Here is a 23,011-nt window from a genome sequence, read left to right as displayed (position 1 = left end):
AATATCATGTTATTCTTTAATAGAGTAATAAATGGAGTTTTGCATTAAATATATGAGGTTGGTTACAAATGATAAAGAAATTTACTAGATTCGTATTAATAGTGGTTATCCCAATCAGTCTTATTACAGGTTGTGGGACTGCTGAAAAAACTGAAGCACAAAAGCCGAAAGTGGTACAAACGGAGAAAAAGGACTATATGGATTACTCATATGGTAGCAAAGGTATATTAGTAAGTGGCAAAGCGAAAGAACGGCAACAATACGAGATTGGATATATGGATGATAATAAATTAATTGGGATTGATGAAAATATTGAAGACTGCATTATTTTAGATAATAAAGATGAAGCAGGTCTCATTTGGAAACAAATAGAGCGAGGATCTATTATTGAAGTGCAATACGGTAAGGATCGCAATGATATCGTAGGCGTGCAATTCGTAGGAGATCGTGAGTCATATGAAATTAGTGATAAGTTTGATCGGAATACGATAAATGAGATTGTTGAAAACGTTAAAGGGAATTTGTAATAGATGTATGTCGATAGTACAGGATCTCTTATTATGAAATTGTATGCCAGTTATTTGTCTAAGTTTAAATTGATTATTTTGACGGTATTTGTAATTAGTTGTAAAATAATGTTTGTTGACGAAATTTGTAAAAAGTATGTTAGATGAAATTCATCTGTAGGGATGACATATAAATATTTTCTTAATGAGTATAAAATATGATGATTTAAATATATAAATAAAAAATAAAATGTATTGGAAGTACATAGTAGATTCATATTTTAAAAAATTAATGTAACAATAAAGGGAGGTTGAGATACATACACGGTGGGAGTGTGTATGTATTTATTATAATAATGAATAAGACAATCAAACAACAAGTAATCGCACTATCAACAAGTCTAGTGATTTTAGGGAGCGTACCTTTATCAGCATCAGCAGAAGAGATAAACAACTCTCAAACTGATCAACTTAATATTGCCCAAGGAGAACACGGAACGAGCGGATTAAATTATTCTAATTTCAAGTTGGAAGTTCCTAATCATGTACAAATTAACGAAGCAGAAGTATCTGAAAATGAAAAAATGCTTTTAGAAGAATATAAGCATAAACATGATGAAACAGAAGAATTAAACAAAATGCAAGATGCTAAGAAGGGACAAGTAGCAGAAAAGGAAGCTATTTCAAACATTGAAAAGGCATTTGAATCTGTAGATGGTCGAAATGATGGATCTGATCGTCAAATGAAACCTGTTGCAAAGCCAAGAGGTATTCAATATAGTGCACAGAGTACGAAGAAATATGGAACACTTGCAGGAGTTCCATTTGTGGAGTGGATTGTTCCAGCAGGAAATCCTGATATTCGTCCTGCAAATCCGATGAAAGCACGTTACATTACAATTCATGAGACCGCAAATACAGCCGCTGGTGCTAATGCTGAAAATCATGCGAAATATTTATACAAGCAAGCAACTGAAGGCACTTTCCGAACAGCTTCATGGCATTTTACTGTAGATGATAGACAAATTTATCAACACTTACCAACAAACGAAAATGGTTGGCATGCAGGAGATGGAGATGGTTCAGGAAACAGGGAGTCTATCGGTATCGAGATTGCGGTTAACCAAGACGGTGATTACAATAAAGCGTTAGAAAATGCAAAACGACTTGCAGGTTATTTAATGAACAAAGAAGGAATTGGTGCAGATCATATTTACAAGCATCAACAATGGAGCGGGAAAAAATGTCCTGACATTTTAATTTCACGTGGTAATTGGGCTGGTTTCGTACAAGGAATTCAGTGGTATGCAAATATAAATGCGCAGATTGATACGCCTTTACAAGATAAAAATGACTCATTTAATCCAAATGAAAATAATCCAGCTGAACCTAGCATGGAACTAGTGGTAAATGGTAGTGGCATCAATGTACGTAGTGATGCGGGTATTGAACATCGTGTTGTACGTAAAGCTTCAAACGGAGATCGTTACAAAGTATTAGCCGTTAAAAATGGTTGGTATAAAGTAGGTAATGGAGAATGGATTTTCTATGACCCAAGTTGGATTAAAATTAACTACAATGTACCAAAGGAAGAAGTACAAAAGCCTAAGGAAGAAGTACAAAAGCCTAAGGAAGAAGTACAAAAACCAAAAGATGATATTACAGGTGGCTGGTTTGAAGGGCATATTCGTAAATTAAACAGTCTAGGTATTATGCAAGGCGAAGGTAATGGTGTATTTGCGCCATATCGAAATGTAACGAGAGCGGAGTTTGCGAAATTAATCTCGAATGCTCTTAAACTACCAGAGGGAAATAAGTCATTTGTAGATATTAATGAGGCACATCCATCACTTCATGACGGTATTAAACGTTGTGCAAGTGCAGGAATTATTAATGGTCGTGGTGAAGGGATTTTTGATCCTAACTCACCAATTACTCGTGAAGAAGTATCTATTATGATTGACAAAGCATTGCGATATAAAGGAATTACAGGTGAGTTAGTAGCATTACCATTTACAGATAAGCATTTAATAACATACAAAGAATCGGTTCAACGATTATACAGTCTAAAGGTAGTTAATGGTATTGGAAATAATGAGTTTGATCCTCGAGGTACAGCAACTCGTGGTCAGGCAGCTGCCTTTATTGTGAAGATGTTAGATTCAATGCAAAAATAAAATGAAACTTTAATCAGTGAGGGCCACTCGCACTGGAATCGAGCAGTTTATTCACCGAATTTTGAAATGAGAGTTTTACTGTCCGCAAATAGCAGAATAAATTGTATGTAGAAGCTGACATTGGTAGAAGTAAAAAATAAGAAGAATTTGAAAGGAGCTATCCAAAATAATAATTTGGAATAGCTCCTATTTAGTAGGAAGAACAAATTGTATTTCATAGATTGTAATGTAGAATGCCCTTCCAAGCCCCTCATAAGCCCCTACCAAGTAATAAATCACTAAGAAAAAACAAAAACAAAAACAAAAACAAAAACAAGAACAAGAACAAAACAAGCGCGAAAAAATGAAACCGGCGTTGTAGTAGTAAAAAAATTGTAATTTGAATGCCAAAACCATTCCCGCATGCCTATCTTTATAATGAAGGATTAAAATTTTCCTATTTACTAGCAAAGAGTGGAGGGAAACATATGGCAGTATACCGTAATGTGCAGGTGAACTTTTGGCAAGATGAATTCATATTAGATTTAACGCCAGAGGAGCGTTATTTTTACATATATTTGTTAACTGGTACGAAAACGAAGCAATGTGGTATTTATATATTACCGAAGCGTGTGGCAGAGCTTGAAACAGGTTATAGTATGGAGACTGTTGAGAAGTTGCTAAACAGGTTTGTTGAGTATGGAAAGATTTTATATGATACGGAAACGAAAGAGGTATTCATAATAAATTGGTTACACTATAACCCTATTTCAAATACGAATGTGGAGAAGTGCGTATTACGTGAGTTAAAGACTATAAAAAGTAATGAGTTCATACATATATTTTTACGTAAATGCCTTGAAGAAGAATACAAGATTCCATTATTATTGCAGCATTTTGGTATGCCAAAAGAAGAGGATAATAGTAGTTCACAAGTAGTTATTGAAGAGAAAGAAGAAGCGGAAGAGATAGAGGTGGAAACCATAGAAGAGGACGTTCCAAATAGTGAAGTTTATAAGTTTTATGAACAAAATATTAGTAGTTTATCCCCATATATTGTGAAGGAATTGAAGAATTGGATACAAAGACTTTCTGGAGAGAAAGTGTTAGAGGCACTTAAAATTGCGTTTGAAAATAATAAGAAAACGTTAGCTTATGTGAAGGGGATTTTGAGGAATTGGTGTAAGAAAGGACGAGTAGATTTTAGTGAAGGAATGCATAGGAGAGAAGTATTTGGTTCGTATGATCCATAGTTTGGATAAGGATTTTTTCTAGTCTAAAAGGTTCTTTTACTATAGAAGCGAATAGTGTGAGAAAGGGGTGGTTATATGGAAGTCGTTATAAAGAAGAAACGAAAAAGGGGAAAAAGAATTTTTATTTGGGCTAGTAGTATCGTTCTTTTGTTAGTTATTTCCGCTGCGATTTTTTTGAACATATATACGCTGAAATCTATGCCAAAGATAGATGGAACGATAAAGCTAGAGGATTTACAACAAGCTGTTACGGTGAAGCGTGATAGTAAAGGTGTACCGCATATTAAATCGGAAAATGCACATGATTTATATTTTTCACAAGGATATGTGCAAGCGCAAGATCGTTTGTTTCAAATGGATTTAAGTAGAAGACAAGCGTCTGGTATGTTAAGTGAAGTTGTTGGGGAAGCAGCTGTTGATCGAGATAAATTGTTTCGAACACTCGGTTTACGGCGAGCTGCCGAAGCTTCAGTTAGTCAATATGATGGAGAAGCGAAATATGCCCTGCAGTCATTTGCTGATGGGGTGAACGCTTTTATACGTGAGGCGAAAGAGGAAAAGAAATTACCAGTTGAGTTTACTATATTAGGTTATGAACCTGCTGAGTGGTCAATTGTTGATACTTTAACGATCGGGAAGTATATGGCGTTTGACTTAGGAGGACATTGGCACGGACAGGCATTTCGATATTGGGCGCTGAAAAATCTTCCGAAAGAGCAAGCGAATGAGCTATTTCCTGCATATCCGAAAGATGCTCCTAGATTGCTAGCTGAACTGAAAAATACAAATGTGGACGTAGCACAAAGTTTTTCAAAAACGATAATTCCGCCGGAGTTTAACGGTAGTAATAACTGGGTTGTGAGCGGTGAGAAGAGTGCGTCAGGTAAGCCAATTTTAGCAGATGATCCTCATTTATCTCTTGCGACCCCTTCTATTTGGTATCAAACGAGCCTTGAAATGAAAGGTTTAAATGTGAGTGGCGTTATTTTCGCTGGAGTACCAGGTGTTATATTAGGACACAATGACAAAATAGCGTGGGGTGTTACGAATACAGGGCCTGATGTGCAAGATTTATATATTGAGAAGAGAAATCCTAATAATGAAAATGAATTTCTGTATAACGATAAATGGGAAAAAGCTACCGTTGTAGACGAGTCTATTAAAGTAAAAGGCGGGAAGACAATTCCTTATAACGTTACGATTACGAGGCATGGACCAGTAATTTCAGAGTTTGCGGATAAGGGGAAGGAGAAAACGAAAACAGTATTCTCTTTAAAGTGGACAGCTTTAGAACCGTCAGCTGAGTTAAAAGCTGTATTAAATATGAACAAAGCAAAAGACTGGAATGAGTTTGAAACCGCTCTTCAAGATTTTCATACACCAACCCAAAACTTTGTGTTTGCATCAAACGACGGCACAATTGCTTATAAAGCGAATGGAAATATACCAGTGCGTAAAAAAGGTGATGGTAGCTTACCTGTTCCAGGATGGACAGATGAATATGAATGGGAAGGGTATATCCCGTTTGATCAACTTCCAAAAGTAATTAATCCAAAACAAGGGTTTATTTCAACTGCGAATAATAAAATTGTTGATGATGATTATCCGTATCATATTAGCAATACGTGGGCGCAGCCATATAGGCAAATGCGTATTCAAGAATTTTTGCAAGAGAAGGAAAAGTATACGGTGAAAGATTTAGAAGAGTTACAGATGGATCAAAAGAATTTATATGGGAAAGAGTTTACTCCTATATTTTTAAAAGAGTTAAATAAAGCATCTTTAAATGAGGTAGAGAAAGAAGGCGTAGACCAATTAACAAAGTGGAATTTTTACGATAGTAAAGATGAAGCGGCACCATTAATATTCCATTTGTTAATGAAAGAGATTTCAAATACGTTATTTTCAAAAGAAATACCGAAAGATGTACTGGAGTTATTTGAAGGGAAGTCACAAGTTGTTGATGAATTGATTCGAAAAGAAGTAGCGGGAGAAAATAGCGTTTGGTTTACGAAGTACGGAGGTTTCACAAAAGTTGTGCATACATCGTACGAGAATGTAATGAAGAAATTGCAGAAGGAATATGGACCCGATGTTGGAGAGTGGAAGTGGGGCGATTACCATCAACTCGCTTTTACACATCCCATTTCGAAATCATCGAGTATGTTAGCATTACTCGCTTTTAATCGTGAGAAGCCAGTTCCAATTGGTGGGAGCCAAGTTACCGTGCAAGCAGCGAGTTACGGCGAAAACGGCATTGTAAATCACGGGGCGTCTTGGAGATTCATTATTGATACGAAAGATATGTCAAACGGTTATCATATCGTAGGGCCAGGACAGTCGGGCCATTTTAGAAGCGATTGGTATCATGATCAAATAGATGATTGGGTAAATGGCACGTATCATACGACTACATTGAATACGGAGGGGATAGAGGGGAAGGTATTAACTTTGCAGCCGAAGTGATAGTAAGTTCTTATTTGCAGATGGCCCAGCTTTATGAGGTAATACTCCTTCGGCTAATGAAAGTTTTGCTTTATACAAGAGACTCTTACGATTGTAAGAGTCTCTTTATTATGATAATGGATAAAATATCCTTTTTGTAAAGAAGCGACAAGTTTTGACAAAATATTATACAGAGACTTGTTATAATACCTTTTGGAATATTATGTTTATTAAACGGAGGATGAAGTAGTGTACAACAAGGAAAATTTCTTAATAGTTGCAGTGAAATCGAATAGGGGGATTTAATATGAGCGTTAAAGTAATAAGGGCAACAGGGATGATGGGCGGAGCAGCAAGAGTTGCTGTAAAGGTAGATAACGAAGTAGTAATGAAACTTGAGAATAACGAAGAATATACGCTTCCTTTTGAATTAGATGAAGCGAATATTAAAGTAAAACAATTCTTTTTTGGAAGTAAAGAAAAGAAAGTAAAGGATGGCGATGTAGTAGAAATTAAGATAAATAGTATTGCTATGCTATTACTGATGGTGTCAATGATGGCTGTTTTATTTGGTTCGTCAATTGGTATAAATATTGTTGTTTTTGGTGTGATAGGAGCTTTAGTTACATTAGTATACGGATTGAATAACTGGTTTCGTTTAGAGGTTAAATAATTATTGTATATATATTTATTTCAGTTGATTTACTATACATGGGATGAAAATATTTTTAAGTGGGAAATGGGGAGAATCAGTATGAAGAAAATGGTTGTAATATCTAGTTTGGCGCTAATAGTAGGTTTAACAACTGGTTGTAGCAGTGAAAAAACAAGTGGACCTAAAACAGTATCTGTAAAAAAAGAAAAAGAGTTAGTAGCGAAAGATATTTTTAAAAAAGCAGCTGACGGATTAAAACAAGAGGAATATCTTACATTGACATCTCTTATGTCAATGAAGGGGAGCGGCCAATCAGAAGAAATTAAAATGAAAATACAAATGGAGCCGAAACTGAAGAATTCTAGAGCTGAAATGAAAATAAGTGGTACAGATATTGTAACGTATGAAGTAGATGGAAAGGTCGCTGCTCAAGTGAAAAACCCTGATACAGGAGAGTTAGTTACGATACCTAATGATCAATTTAATGTAAATGATGTAATGGTCAGTAAAAATTTACTTAATGAGTTAGATTTACCAGAAGCTTTGGCAAAGAAAATGAAGGCAAAGAAAATGAAGGCAAAGAAAGATGGAGACACATATAAACTTACACTTGAATTAAAGGGAAAAGAAGCGGTAGATACGTTACAAAAAATTAATGGAGATATGAAAAAATTAACGGAAGGATTTAATATGGATGCGTTTAACATTGAATATATAATAACAAAAGATTATAAATTTGAAGAGATGCGAACAACTATAAAAGTGAGTGAAAGTAACTCAGATAAAAAAGCTAGTACAGATAAGGAAAAATTGGATGCAGTTGTGAGTATAAAGATTGATTCATATGAAAAGTTTGATTCAATTAAGTTACCAGAAGGGATTCAATAATTTCAATCGTAAAAGGATAAAAAGGAGCGGAAATCTGCTCCTTTTTTATTTTTCCTACTATTTTTAGAAGATTTATATGAATATAGTTGAACGAAACTTCATTTTTTTTCTGGAATAAATGTGAAACGTTGTATAAAATAATCAAGAAAGCCAAAAATTATAGGGGGAAAGTTGTGAAGAAAAATAAGAGTTTAATAAGTTTTTTAGGAGTGTTTATTATGTTGTTTTCTTTTTGTTTTCAAGGAAATGTACAGGCAGATGTAAATACTGTTCAATCTGGAAAAATCAAATCAGGAAACGTAACAGTATGGGAAGTTGGAAATGTAGCGAAAGTATTAGCGGATGTGGAGCGCTTAAATTTAAATACAGTAAATGTACCGATTCAAGTAGATATCCCAAATGTGACTTCTACTAACATGGTAATTAATCAAGCGCAAAAGCAACAAGCTATTATTTTAATTCAAGAATTATTAAAGCGTAATATTCAAGTTATAGTGGAACCGTTCCCATATATTCAGCAGGGGAATGTTGGAGAGACAGAATGGAACCCAAGTAACATTAATGATTTCTTCTGGAATTGGAAGACGGTTATTCTGCAAGATATTTTTAATTCCATTACAAGTAAATACAATGTGTATGGACTAAAGATTGCTTCTAATTTCGTGAATATGGAGTATGCAGAAGGATACTGGAGCGATACAATTGATTTTGTTCGTAATCAGTATAAAGGAAATATTTTGTATCAAATGAACTGGTGGTTAACAGCAAGCTGGGACTCTTCTTATGAAGAGAAGTTTATAGAGAAAATAAACCGTCCGTATTTAAAGAAGGTAGATATTGTTAGTATCGATAGTTGGTTTGAAGTTTCTGGAAAAAGAAATCCGTCATATGAAGAAGTGAAGCAAAGTTTATTTGCGACGACAGTATATAATCGTGGGCAAAATGTTGTTCAGCAATTGGAACAATTACATAATGCAACAGGAAAGCCAGTTTACTTCGGTGGATTTAACGTTCCAGCACGTGAACTTGGATTACAAAATCCATGGAATCCAGATGTTTCAAATGTGTTTTCGAAAGATGTACAATTAAATGGATGGCGTGCTTACCGCGATGTATTAGAACCGAAACCATATTTTAAAGGTTTTTCAATTTGGTTTATTGGCTCTAATGATAGTACACATCCGTATCAAATACATAGTAAAGAAGCAGAGGCAGTTATTAACGGCTGGTACCGAAAATAATTTTTATAAAATAGGTAAGTTTTGAAGTTTACTACATATATTTCTAGTGAAAGGCCTTTCACCATCTTATCACCTAGGGGGCAATCATAATGAAATTTTTGTCTTACCTTACAGTAATTTTGGTGATTCTCGGCGGTTTGAATTGGTTGTTTGTAGCGTTAGATTACAATGTAGTTGAGAAATGGTTTGGTTCTATGCCGGCGCTTGTGGACACTATTTATTGGCTCATTGGTCTTTCTGCTATTTATCAAATTTTTGATCGGTTCTTCACGGACAATTAGCAATTATACTTTATTACTAGAGTGTTAAGTACGATTATGTACTTAACACTTTTTTGTATGTTTATAAAAATAGTTTGCACATGCAAGCGATTCCATTGCGTCTTGCGCCGTAATAATAGAAAACAAATTGACCACGTATTATATTTTGGGTTATAATTCAGAAAGTTTAAAAAATAATAAAAATGAGAAATAGGGAGGTTATGAGGGTAATGGAGAGAGTCTATAATTTTTCAGCAGGACCATCAATACTCCCTTTGCCAGTTTTAGAGAAAGTGCAAAAGGAGCTTGTAAATTATAACGGGACAGGCATGTCTATTATGGAAATGAGTCATCGATCTTCTTATTTTCAAAGTATTATAGAGGAAGCGAGTAACTTACTTCGTGAATTAATGAGCATCCCTGATGAGTATGATGTTTTATTTTTACAAGGCGGTGCGTCATTACAATTTTCTATGATACCACTGAACTTAATGAATACGTATAAAAAAGCTGGATACGTACTAACTGGCTCATGGTCTAAAAAGGCACTGCAAGAAGCCGAAAAAGTTGGGGAAGTACAAGTGATTGCTTCTTCCGAGCAAGAGAAGTTTACTACGATTCCTAAACTGGACGGTTTACTAAGCGATGAAAAACTAGATTATGTACATATTACAACGAATAATACAATTGAGGGGACAAAATATGTGGATATTCCACATATAGAAAGAGTGCCGCTCGTTGCGGATATGTCTTCAAATATTTTGTCAGAACAATATGATGTTTCGAAGTTTGGTCTTATATACGCGGGAGCACAAAAAAATTTAGGACCAGCGGGCTTAACGATTGCTATTATAAAAAGAGATTTAATTGGGGGAGCAGATCGCTCTTGTCCGACAATGTTAAATTATGAAACTTACAGTAAAAATAACTCCTTATATAATACACCGCCATCCTTTAGTATTTACGTAACAAAACTTGTACTAGAGTGGTTGAAAGAGCAAGGCGGAGTATCTGCGATTGAAGAACAAAATAGAATGAAATCTTCACTTATTTATCATTTTTTAGATGAATCTAAATTGTTTACTTCACCAGTTGATCCTGCGTATCGATCACTTATGAACATTCCATTTACAACACCGTCAGAAGAACTTAACAATGAGTTTTTACAAAAAGCGAAGGAACGCGGCCTTGTTACGTTAAAAGGACATCGCTCAGTTGGCGGTATGCGTGCCAGTATTTACAATGCGATGCCAGCACACGGCGTAAAACGATTAGTAGATTATATGAAGGAATTTGAGCTTGAGAATAGATAGGGAGATGGGGATATGTTTCGTGTTCAAACGTTAAATCAAATTGCAGAAAAAGGCTTGCAAGTTTTTACTGAAGAACGTTATGAAGTAGGAGATAGAATCAATCATCCAGATGGAATTTTGCTTCGTAGCTATTCTTTACATCAAGAAGAGTTTTCAAAAGCCTTAAAGGCGATTGCAAGAGCTGGCGCTGGTGTAAATAATATTCCTGTCGAGAGATGTACAGAAAAAGGAATTGTAGTATTTAACACGCCGGGGGCAAATGCTAATGCAGTAAAGGAACTCATTATTGCCAGTCTTATTATGTCTTCACGCAACATTATTAATGGTGTAAGTTGGACGAAAAACTTAGAGGGTGAAGAAGTACCACAGCTTGTTGAATCAGGAAAAAAACAATTTGTTGGATCAGAAATTGCAGGGAAACGTCTAGGTGTTATCGGACTTGGCGCAATCGGTGCTTTAGTTGCGAACGATGCGTTAGCGTTAGGCATGGATGTTATCGGATATGATCCTTATATTTCAGTTGAAACAGCTTGGCGTCTTTCTACACATGTGCAAAGAGCATTTAGCCTTGATGAAATTTTTGCAACGTGTGATTATATTACACTGCATATTCCTCTTACGAATCAAACGAAGGGGATTATTGGGGAACACGCTGTAGAGAAGATGAAAAGAGGGATGCGTCTATTTAATTTCTCTAGAGGAGAACTTGTAGATGAAAAGGTTCTTCAAAAGGCATTAGAAGAAGATATTATTACACATTACGTAACGGACTTCCCAAATGAAAATGTAATAAAGATGAAAAATGTAACAGCGACGCCTCACCTTGGCGCATCTACGTCTGAATCAGAAGAAAATTGTGCAGTAATGGCAGCACGTCAATTACGTGAATATTTAGAGACAGGAAATATTCGTAATTCAGTAAACTATCCAAACGTAGAATTGCCGTATATCGGAAAGAAACGAATTACAATTATGCATCAAAACGTCCCGAATATGGTAGGGCAAATTACAGGATGCTTAGCGGAACATCATATTAATATTGCCGATATGATTAATCGTAGTAAACATTCTTGGGCATACACAATGATTGATATCGATAACGGAATTGATGATATAATAAAAGAGAATATTGTAGAAAATATAAGCAAAATTACAGGTGTTGTAGCCGTTCGAATGATTGTGTAAAGGAGAGAGGAATGTGGCAAAAATACGACCGTTTCGGGCCATTCGTCCAGTAGAGGAAAAAGCGGCACAAGTGGCAGCTTTACCGTATGACGTATTAAATAGTGAAGAGGCAAGGGAAGTTGTAAAAGGGAATCCATATTCTTTCTTGCATGTTGATAAAGCAGAAATTGATTTAGATCCTGAACTGTCACCGTATGATGATCGCGTGTATGAAAAAGCGGGCGACAATTTAAAGCAATTTATACGAGAAGAAGTGTTCATACAAGATGAAGAGCCAGCGCTATATATTTATGAACTGACGATGCAAGGAAGAACGCAGTCAGGTCTTGTTGTTTGTACATCTATTGATGAGTATGAAGATGATACAATTAAAAAACATGAAAGAACACGTCATGAAAAAGAGCTAGATCGTATTCGCCACGTAGATGTGTGTGACGCCAATACAGGCCCAATCTTTTTAACGTACCGTACAAAAGATGAAGTAAAGCATTTAATTAGAAGCTGGAAAGAAGAACATGCGCCAATTTATACATTTACAGCAGAAGACGGTGTTAAGCATGTTGCGTGGAAGATTGCAGATGAAGATGTAATTACGACTTTAGTAAACGCATTTGAAGATATTCCTAATCTTTATATTGCAGATGGGCATCACCGTTCTGCATCAGCTGCAAAAGTAGGACTTATGCGAAGAGAACAATATCCAAATTACACAGGAGAAGAGGAATTTAATTTCTTCTTATCGGTTCTATTCCCTCATGATGAATTATCGATTTGGGACTATAACCGAGTTGTGAAAGATTTAAATGGCTTATCAGAGGAACAGTTTTTAAATCAAATTACGCAGTACTTTTATGTAGAAGAAGCACCTGTTTCTCCGTATAAACCAAATGAGCCAAAAACATTTGGTATGTATGTAAATGAGAAGTGGTATAAGCTTACTGTGAAAGAAGAAACATTTGATGCGAATGATCTTGTTAAAGGTTTAGATGTATCTATCCTGCAAGATCATTTATTAAGCCAAGTACTTGAAATACATGATCCGCGTTCTGATTCACGTATCGATTTTGTCGGAGGAATCCGCGGATTAGAAGAACTAGAACGCCTTGTGAACAGCGGCGAATACAAAGCAGCATTCGCATTATATCCGACATCTATGGAAGATTTATTAGCAATCGCAGATGCCGGAGAAGTCATGCCACCGAAATCAACGTGGTTTGAACCGAAACTGCGTAGTGGGTTGTTTGTCCATTCTTTAAAATAAATAGACTTCTTTAGTTAGAAAAACCGAAATGATTTTAGTTTCGGTTTTTCTTATTTTGGCTCAGTAAACGTTTAATGTTGATTTTAATGTTAAGATTGAAATATGTAACAACAGGTCGCTACAAAAAATGGAGGAAATACGATGAAAATGCAGCTGCAAAAAAGTTTTTATGTTGAATTGAAAAATGCAATTCGTTGTCATTATAACGAACTTTTAACAAGATGCGGTGTTGACACAATATACGGGTACTCCATATTAACAGACGATTGTGTCAATAGCATTGGACCAGTGGCAAATAAAGAAAGACTAATCAAAGTTAATAAATCGGACCCTTTATACAATTATTATAGATACGGAGCTGTTGAGTGGAGCGAATGGGACGATTTTGGAATGTTTGATGAAGTGAACAAAATTATTAAGAAATATCATAATATCGTCGAAGATGACTTTAACATACGAGTACATACACTGTTGAAAGAAACGTTAAATGTGTTAATGGAACTTGAATCAGAAGGGTTGTTTGGAGATAGAGATGATAATCGATTTATTGTCATTTGTGTAACTGATTCATCGAACGAAATCATGATTGAATCAGCTCGATTGCTTAATACATTAAAGACATACGAAGAATATGCTTCAGAATTTGCATAAGAATGAACATAAGTAAAACTGCGCTCTATAAGAGGCGATTTTCATTTAATAGAAAGTCACCAATTAATAGTAACCATTCGTTGTGACGTAACCATTGAACAATTAGAACCTGATGAAAAAACGTCCAAAGATAATTAAAATGTTTATATGTATGAATCAACTTGGAAAAGAAGTAATGCAGGGGAGCTTTTCAGGCATTATTCTTTGATTGGTAGGAAAAGTAATGAATAAGTGGGCCCCCGCTGCCTCTCAGGCTTAGAGTTTTAATTTCCCTCATAACGAAAATTTGATGTATCGTTGAATACTGATAATAAGACGTTATGTAATATACTCTGTTCTTTTCTTAACTATTAGAAAATAGGTGATGGATAAACTCGTCAACAAAAAGGACATTCCTAGTATTACAAGAAATGTCCTTTCCACTAAATTATAAGGTATTTTGCTGAAATTCAAACTCTAAAATTAGTTTACTAGTTTGACCTGTAAACTGATAATTATAGGATCCTCTCAGGTTTTCTAAGTTACCGGTAGCTTTAATAATTGTTCCTGGGGAATCTAAATTTCCTTTATCAAATATTCCTTGCTCTATAGCTGTAAATGTCCCTTGTTGCCCCTTATAAATTCCTTCAAAGTGTAAAAAACCAGAAATTTTAGCAGTAGCCAAGTGACCATCATTTATATTTGAGTCCAAATAATATAATAAGTATTCAACAAAAGCTTTTCCTTGTAATTCCCCATCGATATCATATTCAACATGAGCAATATTAATAGGGAAATCTTTTTTATTATCATCGATTGGTTTTTCATCCCACTTACTTACTGTAAATGTTACCTCCATACACGTAAATCCCCCTTTATCATTAGATAAGTAATCTCCATATCATTTAAAAAGTACTAATTCACAGTCATATCTTATAGGAGTGTTTTTATTTATTTAAGCTCTGTCATATCGTTATCTTATCTCAGAATCACCTGCGCTTCCCCATGAAGGACTTACTGTCGCCACGATATCTTCTGCTTGTAACCTCTTTGGTTTTATTAACATGTTAACTCCGCTGCTACAGAATGTAATGGACTACGATTATACAAACTGTATTATTGAAAAACATGATGTATGACATTAGTTTCTTCATCATCAATTCGTTTACCTGCTGGGATTCAAGAATTCAGTCTTAGTGTTGAATATAGGAATAACCAATTTATATTTGAAAATTACAGTATGCAACATTGTATGAGAAAGACGGTTGATATTTTCTGCAATCTGTAACTGTAATGATTATAAGTTGGTCGTATTCAATCCGAAAAATAAAATCATCATGAATGGAGAGGTTATAGCTTTTCCTGAACAAGAAAGCTATCGCCTTTAGGCATGGGAGGAAAGGGAGGTTTGATACGGATTGTCCCTAAAAATCGCAACGTTCGTGGTACTTTAAGTGTCCGAAGTATAGATAGATTCTTCGTTTTTTTTGATTTTTAGGGAATTATTCTTTAATTAGTAGATAGAGAGGTAAAATAAAAATACACCTAATTAATAGGTGTATTTTTTAGACTTGAAAACCACATATGTATTGGAGATTTCTCTTAGTTAGAATGTATCACAATAGAAATCATGTATATACATAATATTTGTTACATCGAATGGTTTCCTTGTAAGTATATGAAAATGGTAATCTAAATAGATTTTAATTTTGTTAACTTACCAACCTGTACTATGTTCAGAATTAGCAGGGGCGCCGCCAGTATTGCCATGAGATTCAACTTTCGGAGCAGGGAAATGTGTATGCCCTTCTTGTTTAGGAGCTCCACCAGTGTCGCCGATGTTTAAAGCAGGAGCGCCGCCAGTATCGTCACGGGAATCTAATTTTGGAGCAGGAGTATCACCAACATTTAAAGCAGGAGCGCCAGTATTACCATGCGCTTCTAACGTAGGAGCAAAGAAGTCAGCGTGACTCTCTTTTTTAGGAGCCATTCCTTCCCCATGAGTATTTGTATAAGAAGGAGCCCAAGTGTCGCCATGTGAATCTAATTTAGAGCTTAGATCAGCATGTGTCTCTAGTTTTGGAGCAGGAACATCGCCATGCTCTGCTTTTACAACGCCCCCATCCCCAATATTTACACCAAAAAGACCAAAGCTAAACACTGATAACCCTACAACAGCTGTACTAATTTTTCTTTTCAATCTATCTCTCTCCTTTTTATTGTTTTATTTCATTTTGTCTAAACGTGGTAGATAAAATGAAATGAATCGTAAAAAAATACAATTATATTACGATATACGAATAATTCTGTGTAATATTTTGTAAAACCTCCTTGAAATTTGAATTTTATGAAAATAAAATTCGACATGGTTCATTTTTCAACTAGTTGAATAGATTTTGATTGAGTTTTTATAAAGCTATTCATTAACCTTAGGACCGAAAGTAGATCTTAATTTCTTTATACCGTGGTCATAAGGTTATTTTAGCTTTGAATTAAATTAAAGCCCTCTTGCTTTATATTTAAAAAGTACAGTATGCATCATTGCATGAGAAAGAGGGTTGCTATTTTTTATATGCTGTAACTATAATAGTTACAGATTGGTCGTATCCAATCAAAAAAAATCATCATGAATGGAGATGTTTCATAATGGGTATGAAAAAAATAATTTTAGCAGGTGCTTTAGGGATCGCAGCATTATCAGGAACAAATGTACCAGGATTAGAACTAACAAAAGCGAGTGCAGCTTCTATTGAATCGAACTTCTCGACGTTAGAAGGACGAGTAGTAGAAGTAGATAACGGTGTAATTGTTGTAAAATCTCAGCAATATGAGGAACCTGTTAGTGTGTATATTGATTCACTTTCAAACGTTAAAGTAGGAGATGAAGTAAAAGCTACTGGATCTATGATGCGTAATTTTACAGAATATATGGTTGCAACTGCAGTTGAAAATACAACAAACAAGTTAGGTATGCATATGAAAGAAGATGGCTCACCTGATTATGTAATTGGAGAAGTAGCAAAAGTAGGAACGATGGAAGATGAGGGAGACGGTGCTACTAAATATGTCGTAGTTGAGTATCCATCGCTAAATGGGAAGAAAGATATTATTGATGTTTTCTTAACAAAGGGACAAGTATTTAATGTGGGTGAGAAAGTGAAAATTGATATGAAGTATGTAGGGTGGGGCGGAAGTTCTATTAACTGGAACACAGTTGACCATATTGAAAAAGTTCATGAAGCAAAGACGAACGTTGAAAATAATGATGATGTATGGATTTGGTCTTAATAAGGCGAGTATAAGTCGTTATTTGCAATTTTCTCCAAACAATACATGTAAAAACTAAATGTATCATGCAGTACCCATCTAATTATCATTGTGTATGACAATTAGATGGGTACTTTTTTATTTGAAATTTGTGCAAGTCAATGTTCAGCATTTCTTTTTAAGAGTAAATTACGGGTGAAATCAAAACTTTATTTGCAGTACATAATAAATAATGTTGATTTTTTATCTTATATTAAAATAAAAACAAACCACTGTTCGATTTGAATATTCCACGATATAATAGTGAGAGTTTATGGCAGAATAAATATTTACATAAGAAGTGAGGTACTGTATGAAAAAAAGAACGACAGACATTATTTTTATTATTATCGGTGCATTTCTTTTTGCGTTAGGTGTCAATTTATTTGTTATTCCGAACGAGTTTGGTGAGGGCGGGGTAACAGGTATCACGATTATTACGTACTATTTATTTGAGTGGTCACCAGGTTTAGTTAACTTAATTTTAAATGCGATTTTGTTAATAGTCGGTTATAAATTTTTAAATAAGATTACAACGATTTATACGATTATCGCTGTAGTGACTAACTCGCTATTTCTTCATTTAACAGAAGGCTGGACGATTGCTTCTGATGAAATGCTCGTAAATGCCATTTTCGGTGGAATATTTATCGGGTGTGGTATTGGTCTTATCATTCGCGTTGGTGGAACAACTGCAGGTACTACGATTTTAGCAAGAATGACGCATAAGTATTTAGGCTGGAGTATTAGCTATGGTCTACTGTTCTTCGATTTAATCGTTGCGTTTTCATCTTATTTCATCATTGGTGCAGAAAAACTGATGCTGACAATTATTATGTTATATGTAGGAACGAAAGTAATGGAATTTGTAATTGAAGGCTTAAATCCGAAAAAGGCCATTACAATTATTTCTGATAAACCAGATGAAATTGCCGGGAAGGTAACTTCTTTAATGGGTAGAGGGGTTACTGTGTATTCAGGTCATGGTTATTACACGAAAACTCCGAAGGACATTCTTTATGTTGTTATTAATAAGCAAGAAGTAGTGAAGCTAAAGCGGATTGTTCAAACTACGGATCCGGCGGCGTTCATCGCTATACACGATGTTCGTGATGTGTTCGGAGAAGGATTTGTTGATATTTCGAAGGCTTAGAAATTGTTTTTGATTAAAATAATCTTAATACTAAAACGTAAGAATCTATTTTGAATAATTTTTTTCAAAATAGATTCTTTTTTATTAAACACCATACACTTTAAGTTCAAACTTTTACATTTTAAAGAAAACTGCCGATAGAACGCTCCAGTCTGTTCTTTAATTTTGAAATGTGATAGTTGAATAACGATGGATTATATGTGATTTTTTAATCTACTCCCCATGAGTTTCGCCATTTGTTTTGCATCTGGATTTTCTTCATCGTACAATTTCTCAATAATGTTAATATAATCCGTCTCATTTCGATTTTGACTTAATTTATATGCAGCCTGGATGTCTCCCACCTTAACCTTAAATCCAACTATGCCTTTCAGTTCATTTTCTAACAGAGTAGGGGAAAGTTTATCCCATAATACTGGATTTTCACGATGCTCTTCATATTTTTTCAGCATTGTTGTTAATTCATCTATTAATTCCTCTTTATCTAAAATACTTGCTTTACCATATATATGGACAGCTTGATAATTCCATGTTGGAACTTCTTCATTTTCATACCAAGAAGAAGAGATATAAGAGTGCGGTCCCTGAAACATTATAAGAACATCCTCACAGGTTTCAAATGTTCTCCACTGGGGGTTCCCATAAGCCATATGTCCAGTAATAAAATAATCATCACCTTGTTTAGTTAACCCAAAAGGCAAATGAGTTGCGATTGGTTTCTCTTTTTTTGTTGTGACGATTGTTCCAAAAGAGTTTTTTTGAACAAAATCCCAAATTTCATCAACATTTGTGACTTTAAAATACTTTGGAATATACATAATAGCCCACCTCTCAAAAAAGTTATATGAGTGTTTTGATCATGATAAGGTCAACTTGTTCGTCATCGCCCATATAAAAGGAGTGAGAGCCAGCTTGTACAAAACCTAAGTTCTTATAAAAAGCAATAGCATTTTCATTTTTTTCCCATACGCCTAGCCAAATATTCTTTTTATTATTTGCTATTGCAATTTCAATAGCATTATTTAGTAGATGTTTACCAAGACCATGTTTTTGAAAGGAGCTCTTTATATAAATTCTCTCGACTTCAAGTGATTCATCGCCCATTTCTTCAGACTGAGCATCATCAGTATTGATCTTCAGATACCCAGCAATTTCATCGTTGAAGTAGACAAAAAAGAATTGAGAAGAGTTAGTGGATAATTCTTTTTCTAATTGCTTTAAGTTAAATGCCTTTTCCAAATAATGATGCATATTTTCGGGTGAATTTTGATGTTTAAAAGTTTCATTAAATGTTTCATAACTAATTTCTTGAAGTTTGTGTATATCTTTAAGGGTGCACTTTTCTATATGTGTAGTCATATTAATAGTTCGCTCCTTTATATAATCAATAATCTCTCTTATTTCCCTTTTTTACAAATTCCCAATCTTTTTCTATATTTTTTCTTACTCTTTGAAGAAGGTTAGAAATAGTTTCCGCTTCTGTTTCCGAAAATCCCTCTAATGCAACAGTATTTGAATAATCGTTTTCTCTTTTAATAAAAGGATAGACGTTTTTCCCTTTTTCTGTTGGGAAAAGTTTTTTGATTTTCTTGTTAGATTCATCTTCTTTCTTTTCGATAAATCCATTGAGTTCAAGCTTTTTGATAGCACGGGCTGCGGTTGTACGATCTACTTTTATCATCTCAGATAGCTTTTCTTGAATGATTCCTGGGTTTTCACATATTCGCACAAGGTACAAATACTGACCTTTTGTAAGCTCATATTCTTTAAATTCTATATTACTAATAGAATCTAATGCCCTTGCAATCATGCCAATTTCACGAAGAATTTCTTTCATAATGAACTCCTTATCTTCTGTTTTTATTGCAAATGCAACAATTTGAAGTTACATTTAATATAAAATATTTTTATTGTAAATGCAACAAAAATAACGATGAAGAGGTTGATTAAAATGAAGTATGTTTTTTATGTATTAGGAATTTTAATATTAACCCTTGGTATTTCTTTCACAATACAATCAGATCTTGGAACGTCACCTTTTGATGCGCTTTTAGTAGGACTTTCTTTAAATGTGGGACTTACTGTGGGAAGCTGGGAAATAATAATAGCTTTATTATTAATATGTTGTAACTCAATTTTAAAAAGACATAGACCAGAGATACTAGGGTTGTTAACAGCATTCATAACGGGTATTGGTATTGATGTGTAGCTATTTTTATTACGCAATTTAATTACACCTGAAATATGGTACAGTAAAATGATTTATTTTGGAATCGGATTAGTTATTACAGGATTAGGAACTGCGATATATTTACAAACAAATTTTGCTCCCATTCCAATTGATCGATTAACTTTAATCATACAAGAATTAACTAGAACGAATATCTTTATATCACGAACATGTATTTACCTTATATTCTTAATAATGGCAACGATTTTACATGGACCAATTGGTGTTGGGACTATATTAACTGTTTGTTTAGGCGGGCTATTACTGAATTTCTTTATGCCACTTACTAAAAAAGTAATAGATCACTTATTCGTACACCAGAGTACAACATCACCAAGTTATAAGAGTAATAAAGCAGCTGACCACAATGATAACAAGAGTATCTTCTAAGGAATCCTTTTCTTTTTCTTGCAAAAAATCCAATTGTTTCTTAATGTAGTGATGTAGAAGGATGAACGAGAGAGGGTTTAATGAAGATGATACATATTTTATTAGCTGATGACGATAAACATATTAGAGAGTTATTGCATTATCATTTACAAAAAGAGGGGTTTAAAGTTTTTGAGGCGGAAGATGGAAAGGTAGCGCAAGACGTATTAGAGAAGGAAAACATTCATCTTGCGATTGTAGACATTATGATGCCGTTTGTTGATGGTTATACGTTATGTGAAGAAATTCGGAAGTATCATGATATTCCTGTTATTTTATTAACTGCGAAAGACCAGTTAGTGGATAAAGAAAAAGGATTCATTTCTGGTACAGACGATTATATCGTAAAACCATTTGAGCCAGCTGAAGTCATTTTCCGTATGAAAGCTTTATTACGTCGTTATCAAATGCTGAGTGCAGATATTATTACGTTGCACGGAACGACAATTGATCGAAAAGGTGTGGAAGTAAAGTGTAACGGTCAAACAATTTTGCTTCCTTTAAAGGAATTTGAGCTATTATCACAACTTGCTAGTTATCCTGGAAGAACATTTTCAAGAGAAGAGTTAATTGAACTAGTATGGGGAATGGATTTTGAAGGGGATGAACGAACAGTTGATGTTCATGTGAAAAGGCTCCGAGATCGTTTCTCAAAACGAACGGATGATTTTCAAATTACGACAGTACGCGGACTCGGATATAAGTTGGAGCTGAAATAAAATGAAATCACTATATTCTAGATTTGTATTTATGACGGTCGGTATTATGCTACTTAGTAGTATTATCGGCTTTTTATTAACGAACGTATATTATCAAGTGAAGTTAAAACCGTATAATAGTGAAAAGATTTTAAAGTATGCGGAAGAAGTTAAATCGTTATATGAAAAGCAAAGTGAAGAAAATCAAGAGACGTATTTGCATTCTATTGCAAAGTTAGGGTATGAAATTTATATTGTCGATGATCAAAAGAATGGGAAGCGTATCGGTAATGCGTTTCGTAAGACGTCTATTAGCGATGCTACTGTTCATAAAGTATTGCAAGGAGAAACGTTTAATGGTGTTTCTACGTATCCAACGCGTCTCTTTATTACCGGTTTTTTCGATAATGAATTAATAAATAGTGTCGGTGTACCAGTGCAACACGGTGATAAACAGTACGCTTTATTTATTCGTCCCGACATTCAGAACCAATTTGGCGAGATGCGAATTTTCTTAGCGGTATTACTTGGGTTTATCGTACTATTAAGCATTATCTTTATAGTGATTGCAGCAGGTTACATCGTTCGCCCAATTCGTAAATTTACGAAGGCTACGCAAAAAATTGCGAGTGGGGAATATGAAATTGAATTAGATGTAAAACGAAAAGATGAAATAGGAACGTTATCTACAAGCTTCCAAAAGATGACGAAGAGTATTAAAGAACTAGATGAAATGAGACAAGAATTTGTTTCGAACGTTTCACATGAATTCCAGTCGCCGCTTTCTTCCATACAAGGTTTTTCAAAAACGTTGCAAACAGAAAAGATGAGTGAGGAAGAAAGAAATCATTACTTACAAATTATTGAAGGCGAAAGTAAGCGAATGTCTAGTTTATGTAAACAGTTACTTACGCTCGCTTCATTAGATAAAGAGGAAAAGGTTCTACAAATAAGAGAATTCAATCTGCAGAAGCAAATTAAAGACGTCATTTTTATGCTTGAGTGGAAATGGCGCGAGAAAGATATTGCCGTTGAATTTGATGTGCCAGATATCACTATAAAAGGTGATGAAAACTTACTTCATCAAGTATGGAGTAACATTTTCACGAATAGCATCAAGTTTTCAAACGATGGTGGAACGATTGAGTTTTTTGTCGAAGAGTTAGAGTCTAGTGTCATTATCTCTATATCGGATAACGGAATTGGTATGGAAAAAGAAGAAATGGATCGTATTTTTGATCGTTTTTACAAAGTAGATACAGCAAGGGCAAGAAACGTAGAAGGTAGCGGTTTAGGATTATCAATCGTGCAGAAGATTGTTGAACTGCATAACGGAACTGTTTCAGTTTATAGCACGAAAGGGGAAGGGACGACTGTACGGGTGGAACTTCCTAAATAGATG

The 23,011-nt window shown here is 34.6% G+C and carries 21 protein-coding genes and 1 pseudogene; 17 read left to right on the top strand and 5 right to left on the bottom strand.

The window, feature by feature from the left end; translation table 11 throughout:
* Nucleotides 1–68: 68 nt before the first annotated feature.
* The 12 genes from NST27_RS15785 to NST27_RS15730 all read left to right on the top strand — a co-directional run bounded on the left by NST27_RS15785 (nt 69) and on the right by NST27_RS15730 (nt 13,814).
* Nucleotides 69–527, top strand: a complete 459-nt coding sequence (locus NST27_RS15785; protein ID WP_000591626.1) for a hypothetical protein — start codon at nt 69–71, stop codon at nt 525–527.
* A gap of 335 nt (nt 528–862) precedes the next feature.
* Nucleotides 863–2,683: an S-layer homology domain-containing protein gene (locus NST27_RS15780; protein ID WP_001986537.1), complete on the top strand. Its 1,821-nt coding sequence runs from the start codon at nt 863–865 to the stop codon at nt 2,681–2,683.
* Nucleotides 2,684–3,066: 383 nt separating this feature from the next.
* Nucleotides 3,067–3,915 carry a DnaD domain-containing protein gene (locus tag NST27_RS15775; RefSeq protein WP_002041481.1) on the top strand — a complete coding sequence of 283 codons (849 nt, stop codon included), beginning with the start codon at nt 3,067–3,069 and terminating at the stop codon, nt 3,913–3,915.
* A 75-nt stretch (nt 3,916–3,990) separates the two neighbouring features.
* Nucleotides 3,991–6,381, top strand: coding sequence for a penicillin acylase family protein (locus tag NST27_RS15770; RefSeq protein ID WP_000454324.1), 2,391 nt, complete (start codon nt 3,991–3,993; stop codon nt 6,379–6,381).
* Nucleotides 6,382–6,667: 286 nt separating this feature from the next.
* Nucleotides 6,668–7,033 (top strand): hypothetical protein, encoded by a 366-nt coding sequence (locus NST27_RS15765; RefSeq protein WP_000114231.1) that lies wholly within the window; start codon nt 6,668–6,670, stop codon nt 7,031–7,033.
* An 81-nt stretch (nt 7,034–7,114) separates the two neighbouring features.
* Nucleotides 7,115–7,903 carry a hypothetical protein gene (locus NST27_RS15760; RefSeq protein WP_047386522.1) on the top strand — a complete coding sequence of 263 codons (789 nt, stop codon included), beginning with the start codon at nt 7,115–7,117 and terminating at the stop codon, nt 7,901–7,903.
* Between the two features lie 173 nt (nt 7,904–8,076).
* Entirely contained in the window at nt 8,077–9,144 is a 1,068-nt protein-coding gene (locus NST27_RS15755) for a glycoside hydrolase family 113 (protein WP_000739761.1), read from the top strand.
* Nucleotides 9,145–9,233: 89 nt separating this feature from the next.
* A complete protein-coding gene (locus tag NST27_RS15750) occupies nt 9,234–9,425 on the top strand; it encodes a DUF378 domain-containing protein (protein WP_000670803.1) in 192 nt (63 codons plus the stop codon).
* Between the two features lie 209 nt (nt 9,426–9,634).
* Nucleotides 9,635–10,717 carry a 3-phosphoserine/phosphohydroxythreonine transaminase gene (serC, locus tag NST27_RS15745; protein ID WP_000442937.1) on the top strand — a complete coding sequence of 361 codons (1,083 nt, stop codon included), beginning with the start codon at nt 9,635–9,637 and terminating at the stop codon, nt 10,715–10,717.
* A gap of 12 nt (nt 10,718–10,729) precedes the next feature.
* Nucleotides 10,730–11,902 carry a 3-phosphoglycerate dehydrogenase family protein gene (locus NST27_RS15740; protein ID WP_000490224.1) on the top strand — a complete coding sequence of 391 codons (1,173 nt, stop codon included), beginning with the start codon at nt 10,730–10,732 and terminating at the stop codon, nt 11,900–11,902.
* A gap of 13 nt (nt 11,903–11,915) precedes the next feature.
* The gene (locus tag NST27_RS15735) at nt 11,916–13,163 is read left to right on the top strand and encodes a DUF1015 domain-containing protein (RefSeq protein WP_047386518.1); all 1,248 of its coding nucleotides are present in this window, start codon (nt 11,916–11,918) and stop codon (nt 13,161–13,163) included.
* Between the two features lie 141 nt (nt 13,164–13,304).
* Entirely contained in the window at nt 13,305–13,814 is a 510-nt protein-coding gene (locus NST27_RS15730) for a DUF4303 domain-containing protein (protein ID WP_000783832.1), read from the top strand.
* A 427-nt stretch (nt 13,815–14,241) separates the two neighbouring features.
* On the opposite strand, the gene NST27_RS15725 is transcribed toward NST27_RS15730, so the two are convergent.
* Together NST27_RS15725 and NST27_RS15720 are read right to left on the bottom strand one after the other, a co-directional pair.
* The gene (locus tag NST27_RS15725) at nt 14,242–14,652 is read right to left on the bottom strand and encodes a DUF3224 domain-containing protein (protein ID WP_000454094.1); all 411 of its coding nucleotides are present in this window, start codon (nt 14,650–14,652) and stop codon (nt 14,242–14,244) included.
* Between the two features lie 858 nt (nt 14,653–15,510).
* Nucleotides 15,511–15,993 carry a hypothetical protein gene (locus NST27_RS15720; RefSeq protein ID WP_000823365.1) on the bottom strand — a complete coding sequence of 161 codons (483 nt, stop codon included), beginning with the start codon at nt 15,991–15,993 and terminating at the stop codon, nt 15,511–15,513.
* Nucleotides 15,994–16,439: 446 nt separating this feature from the next.
* Between NST27_RS15720 and NST27_RS15715 the strand changes: the two genes are divergently transcribed.
* Nucleotides 16,440–17,081 carry a F0F1 ATP synthase subunit alpha gene (locus NST27_RS15715; protein ID WP_000525490.1) on the top strand — a complete coding sequence of 214 codons (642 nt, stop codon included), beginning with the start codon at nt 16,440–16,442 and terminating at the stop codon, nt 17,079–17,081.
* 331 nt (nt 17,082–17,412) lie between these two features.
* On the top strand, nt 17,413–18,252 hold the full coding sequence (locus NST27_RS15710) for a YitT family protein (protein WP_000747495.1): 840 nt from the start codon (nt 17,413–17,415) through the stop codon (nt 18,250–18,252).
* A 194-nt stretch (nt 18,253–18,446) separates the two neighbouring features.
* Here the strand turns inward: NST27_RS15710 and paiB are convergent, their stop codons facing one another.
* From paiB to NST27_RS15695, 3 genes are read right to left on the bottom strand one after another with little or no spacing between them, the layout of a single operon-like run.
* On the bottom strand, nt 18,447–19,070 hold the full coding sequence (gene paiB / locus NST27_RS15705) for a protease synthase/sporulation negative transcriptional regulator PaiB (RefSeq protein ID WP_000275824.1): 624 nt from the start codon (nt 19,068–19,070) through the stop codon (nt 18,447–18,449).
* A gap of 22 nt (nt 19,071–19,092) precedes the next feature.
* Entirely contained in the window at nt 19,093–19,611 is a 519-nt protein-coding gene (locus NST27_RS15700; protein WP_000207068.1) for a GNAT family N-acetyltransferase, read from the bottom strand.
* Between the two features lie 25 nt (nt 19,612–19,636).
* The gene (locus NST27_RS15695; RefSeq protein ID WP_000658990.1) at nt 19,637–20,089 is read right to left on the bottom strand and encodes a MarR family winged helix-turn-helix transcriptional regulator; all 453 of its coding nucleotides are present in this window, start codon (nt 20,087–20,089) and stop codon (nt 19,637–19,639) included.
* 114 nt (nt 20,090–20,203) lie between these two features.
* On the opposite strand from NST27_RS15695, the pseudogene NST27_RS15690 reads away from it, so the two are divergent.
* From NST27_RS15690 to NST27_RS15680, 3 genes and pseudogenes are all read left to right on the top strand, one after another.
* Nucleotides 20,204–20,872: pseudogene (locus NST27_RS15690) on the top strand (YczE/YyaS/YitT family protein).
* Between the two features lie 80 nt (nt 20,873–20,952).
* Nucleotides 20,953–21,630 carry a response regulator transcription factor gene (locus NST27_RS15685; RefSeq protein ID WP_000781961.1) on the top strand — a complete coding sequence of 226 codons (678 nt, stop codon included), beginning with the start codon at nt 20,953–20,955 and terminating at the stop codon, nt 21,628–21,630.
* 1 nt (nt 21,631) lies between these two features.
* The gene (locus NST27_RS15680; protein WP_000839523.1) at nt 21,632–23,008 is read left to right on the top strand and encodes a sensor histidine kinase; all 1,377 of its coding nucleotides are present in this window, start codon (nt 21,632–21,634) and stop codon (nt 23,006–23,008) included.
* Nucleotides 23,009–23,011: the final 3 nt, after the last annotated feature.

Origin of the sequence: Bacillus sp. FSL W8-0770, assembly GCF_038008705.1 — a bacterium.
GTDB lineage: Bacteria > Bacillota > Bacilli > Bacillales > Bacillaceae_G > Bacillus_A > Bacillus_A cereus.
The sequence above is the reverse complement of the archived record's forward strand: the minus strand, read 5'-3'. Positions and strand labels throughout refer to the sequence as shown.

Excerpts from the sequence above, each read along its gene's own strand:
- NST27_RS15785 (WP_000591626.1), top strand. The coding sequence starts at position 69 with ATGATAAAGAAATTTACTAGATTCGTATTAATAGTGGTTATCCCAATC.
- NST27_RS15780 (WP_001986537.1), top strand. The coding sequence starts at position 863 with ATGAATAAGACAATCAAACAACAAGTAATCGCACTATCAACAAGTCTA.
- NST27_RS15775 (WP_002041481.1), top strand. The coding sequence starts at position 3,067 with ATGCCAAAACCATTCCCGCATGCCTATCTTTATAATGAAGGATTAAAA.
- NST27_RS15770 (WP_000454324.1), top strand. The coding sequence starts at position 3,991 with ATGGAAGTCGTTATAAAGAAGAAACGAAAAAGGGGAAAAAGAATTTTT.
- NST27_RS15765 (WP_000114231.1), top strand. The coding sequence starts at position 6,668 with ATGAGCGTTAAAGTAATAAGGGCAACAGGGATGATGGGCGGAGCAGCA.
- NST27_RS15760 (WP_047386522.1), top strand. The coding sequence starts at position 7,115 with ATGAAGAAAATGGTTGTAATATCTAGTTTGGCGCTAATAGTAGGTTTA.
- NST27_RS15750 (WP_000670803.1), top strand. The coding sequence starts at position 9,234 with ATGAAATTTTTGTCTTACCTTACAGTAATTTTGGTGATTCTCGGCGGT.
- serC (WP_000442937.1), top strand. The coding sequence starts at position 9,635 with ATGGAGAGAGTCTATAATTTTTCAGCAGGACCATCAATACTCCCTTTG.
- NST27_RS15740 (WP_000490224.1), top strand. The coding sequence starts at position 10,730 with ATGTTTCGTGTTCAAACGTTAAATCAAATTGCAGAAAAAGGCTTGCAA.
- NST27_RS15730 (WP_000783832.1), top strand. The coding sequence starts at position 13,305 with ATGAAAATGCAGCTGCAAAAAAGTTTTTATGTTGAATTGAAAAATGCA.
- NST27_RS15725 (WP_000454094.1), bottom strand. The coding sequence starts at position 14,652 with ATGGAGGTAACATTTACAGTAAGTAAGTGGGATGAAAAACCAATCGAT.
- NST27_RS15715 (WP_000525490.1), top strand. The coding sequence starts at position 16,440 with ATGGGTATGAAAAAAATAATTTTAGCAGGTGCTTTAGGGATCGCAGCA.
- NST27_RS15710 (WP_000747495.1), top strand. The coding sequence starts at position 17,413 with ATGAAAAAAAGAACGACAGACATTATTTTTATTATTATCGGTGCATTT.
- paiB (WP_000275824.1), bottom strand. The coding sequence starts at position 19,070 with ATGTATATTCCAAAGTATTTTAAAGTCACAAATGTTGATGAAATTTGG.
- NST27_RS15700 (WP_000207068.1), bottom strand. The coding sequence starts at position 19,611 with ATGACTACACATATAGAAAAGTGCACCCTTAAAGATATACACAAACTT.
- NST27_RS15695 (WP_000658990.1), bottom strand. The coding sequence starts at position 20,089 with ATGAAAGAAATTCTTCGTGAAATTGGCATGATTGCAAGGGCATTAGAT.
- NST27_RS15685 (WP_000781961.1), top strand. The coding sequence starts at position 20,953 with ATGAAGATGATACATATTTTATTAGCTGATGACGATAAACATATTAGA.
- NST27_RS15680 (WP_000839523.1), top strand. The coding sequence starts at position 21,632 with ATGAAATCACTATATTCTAGATTTGTATTTATGACGGTCGGTATTATG.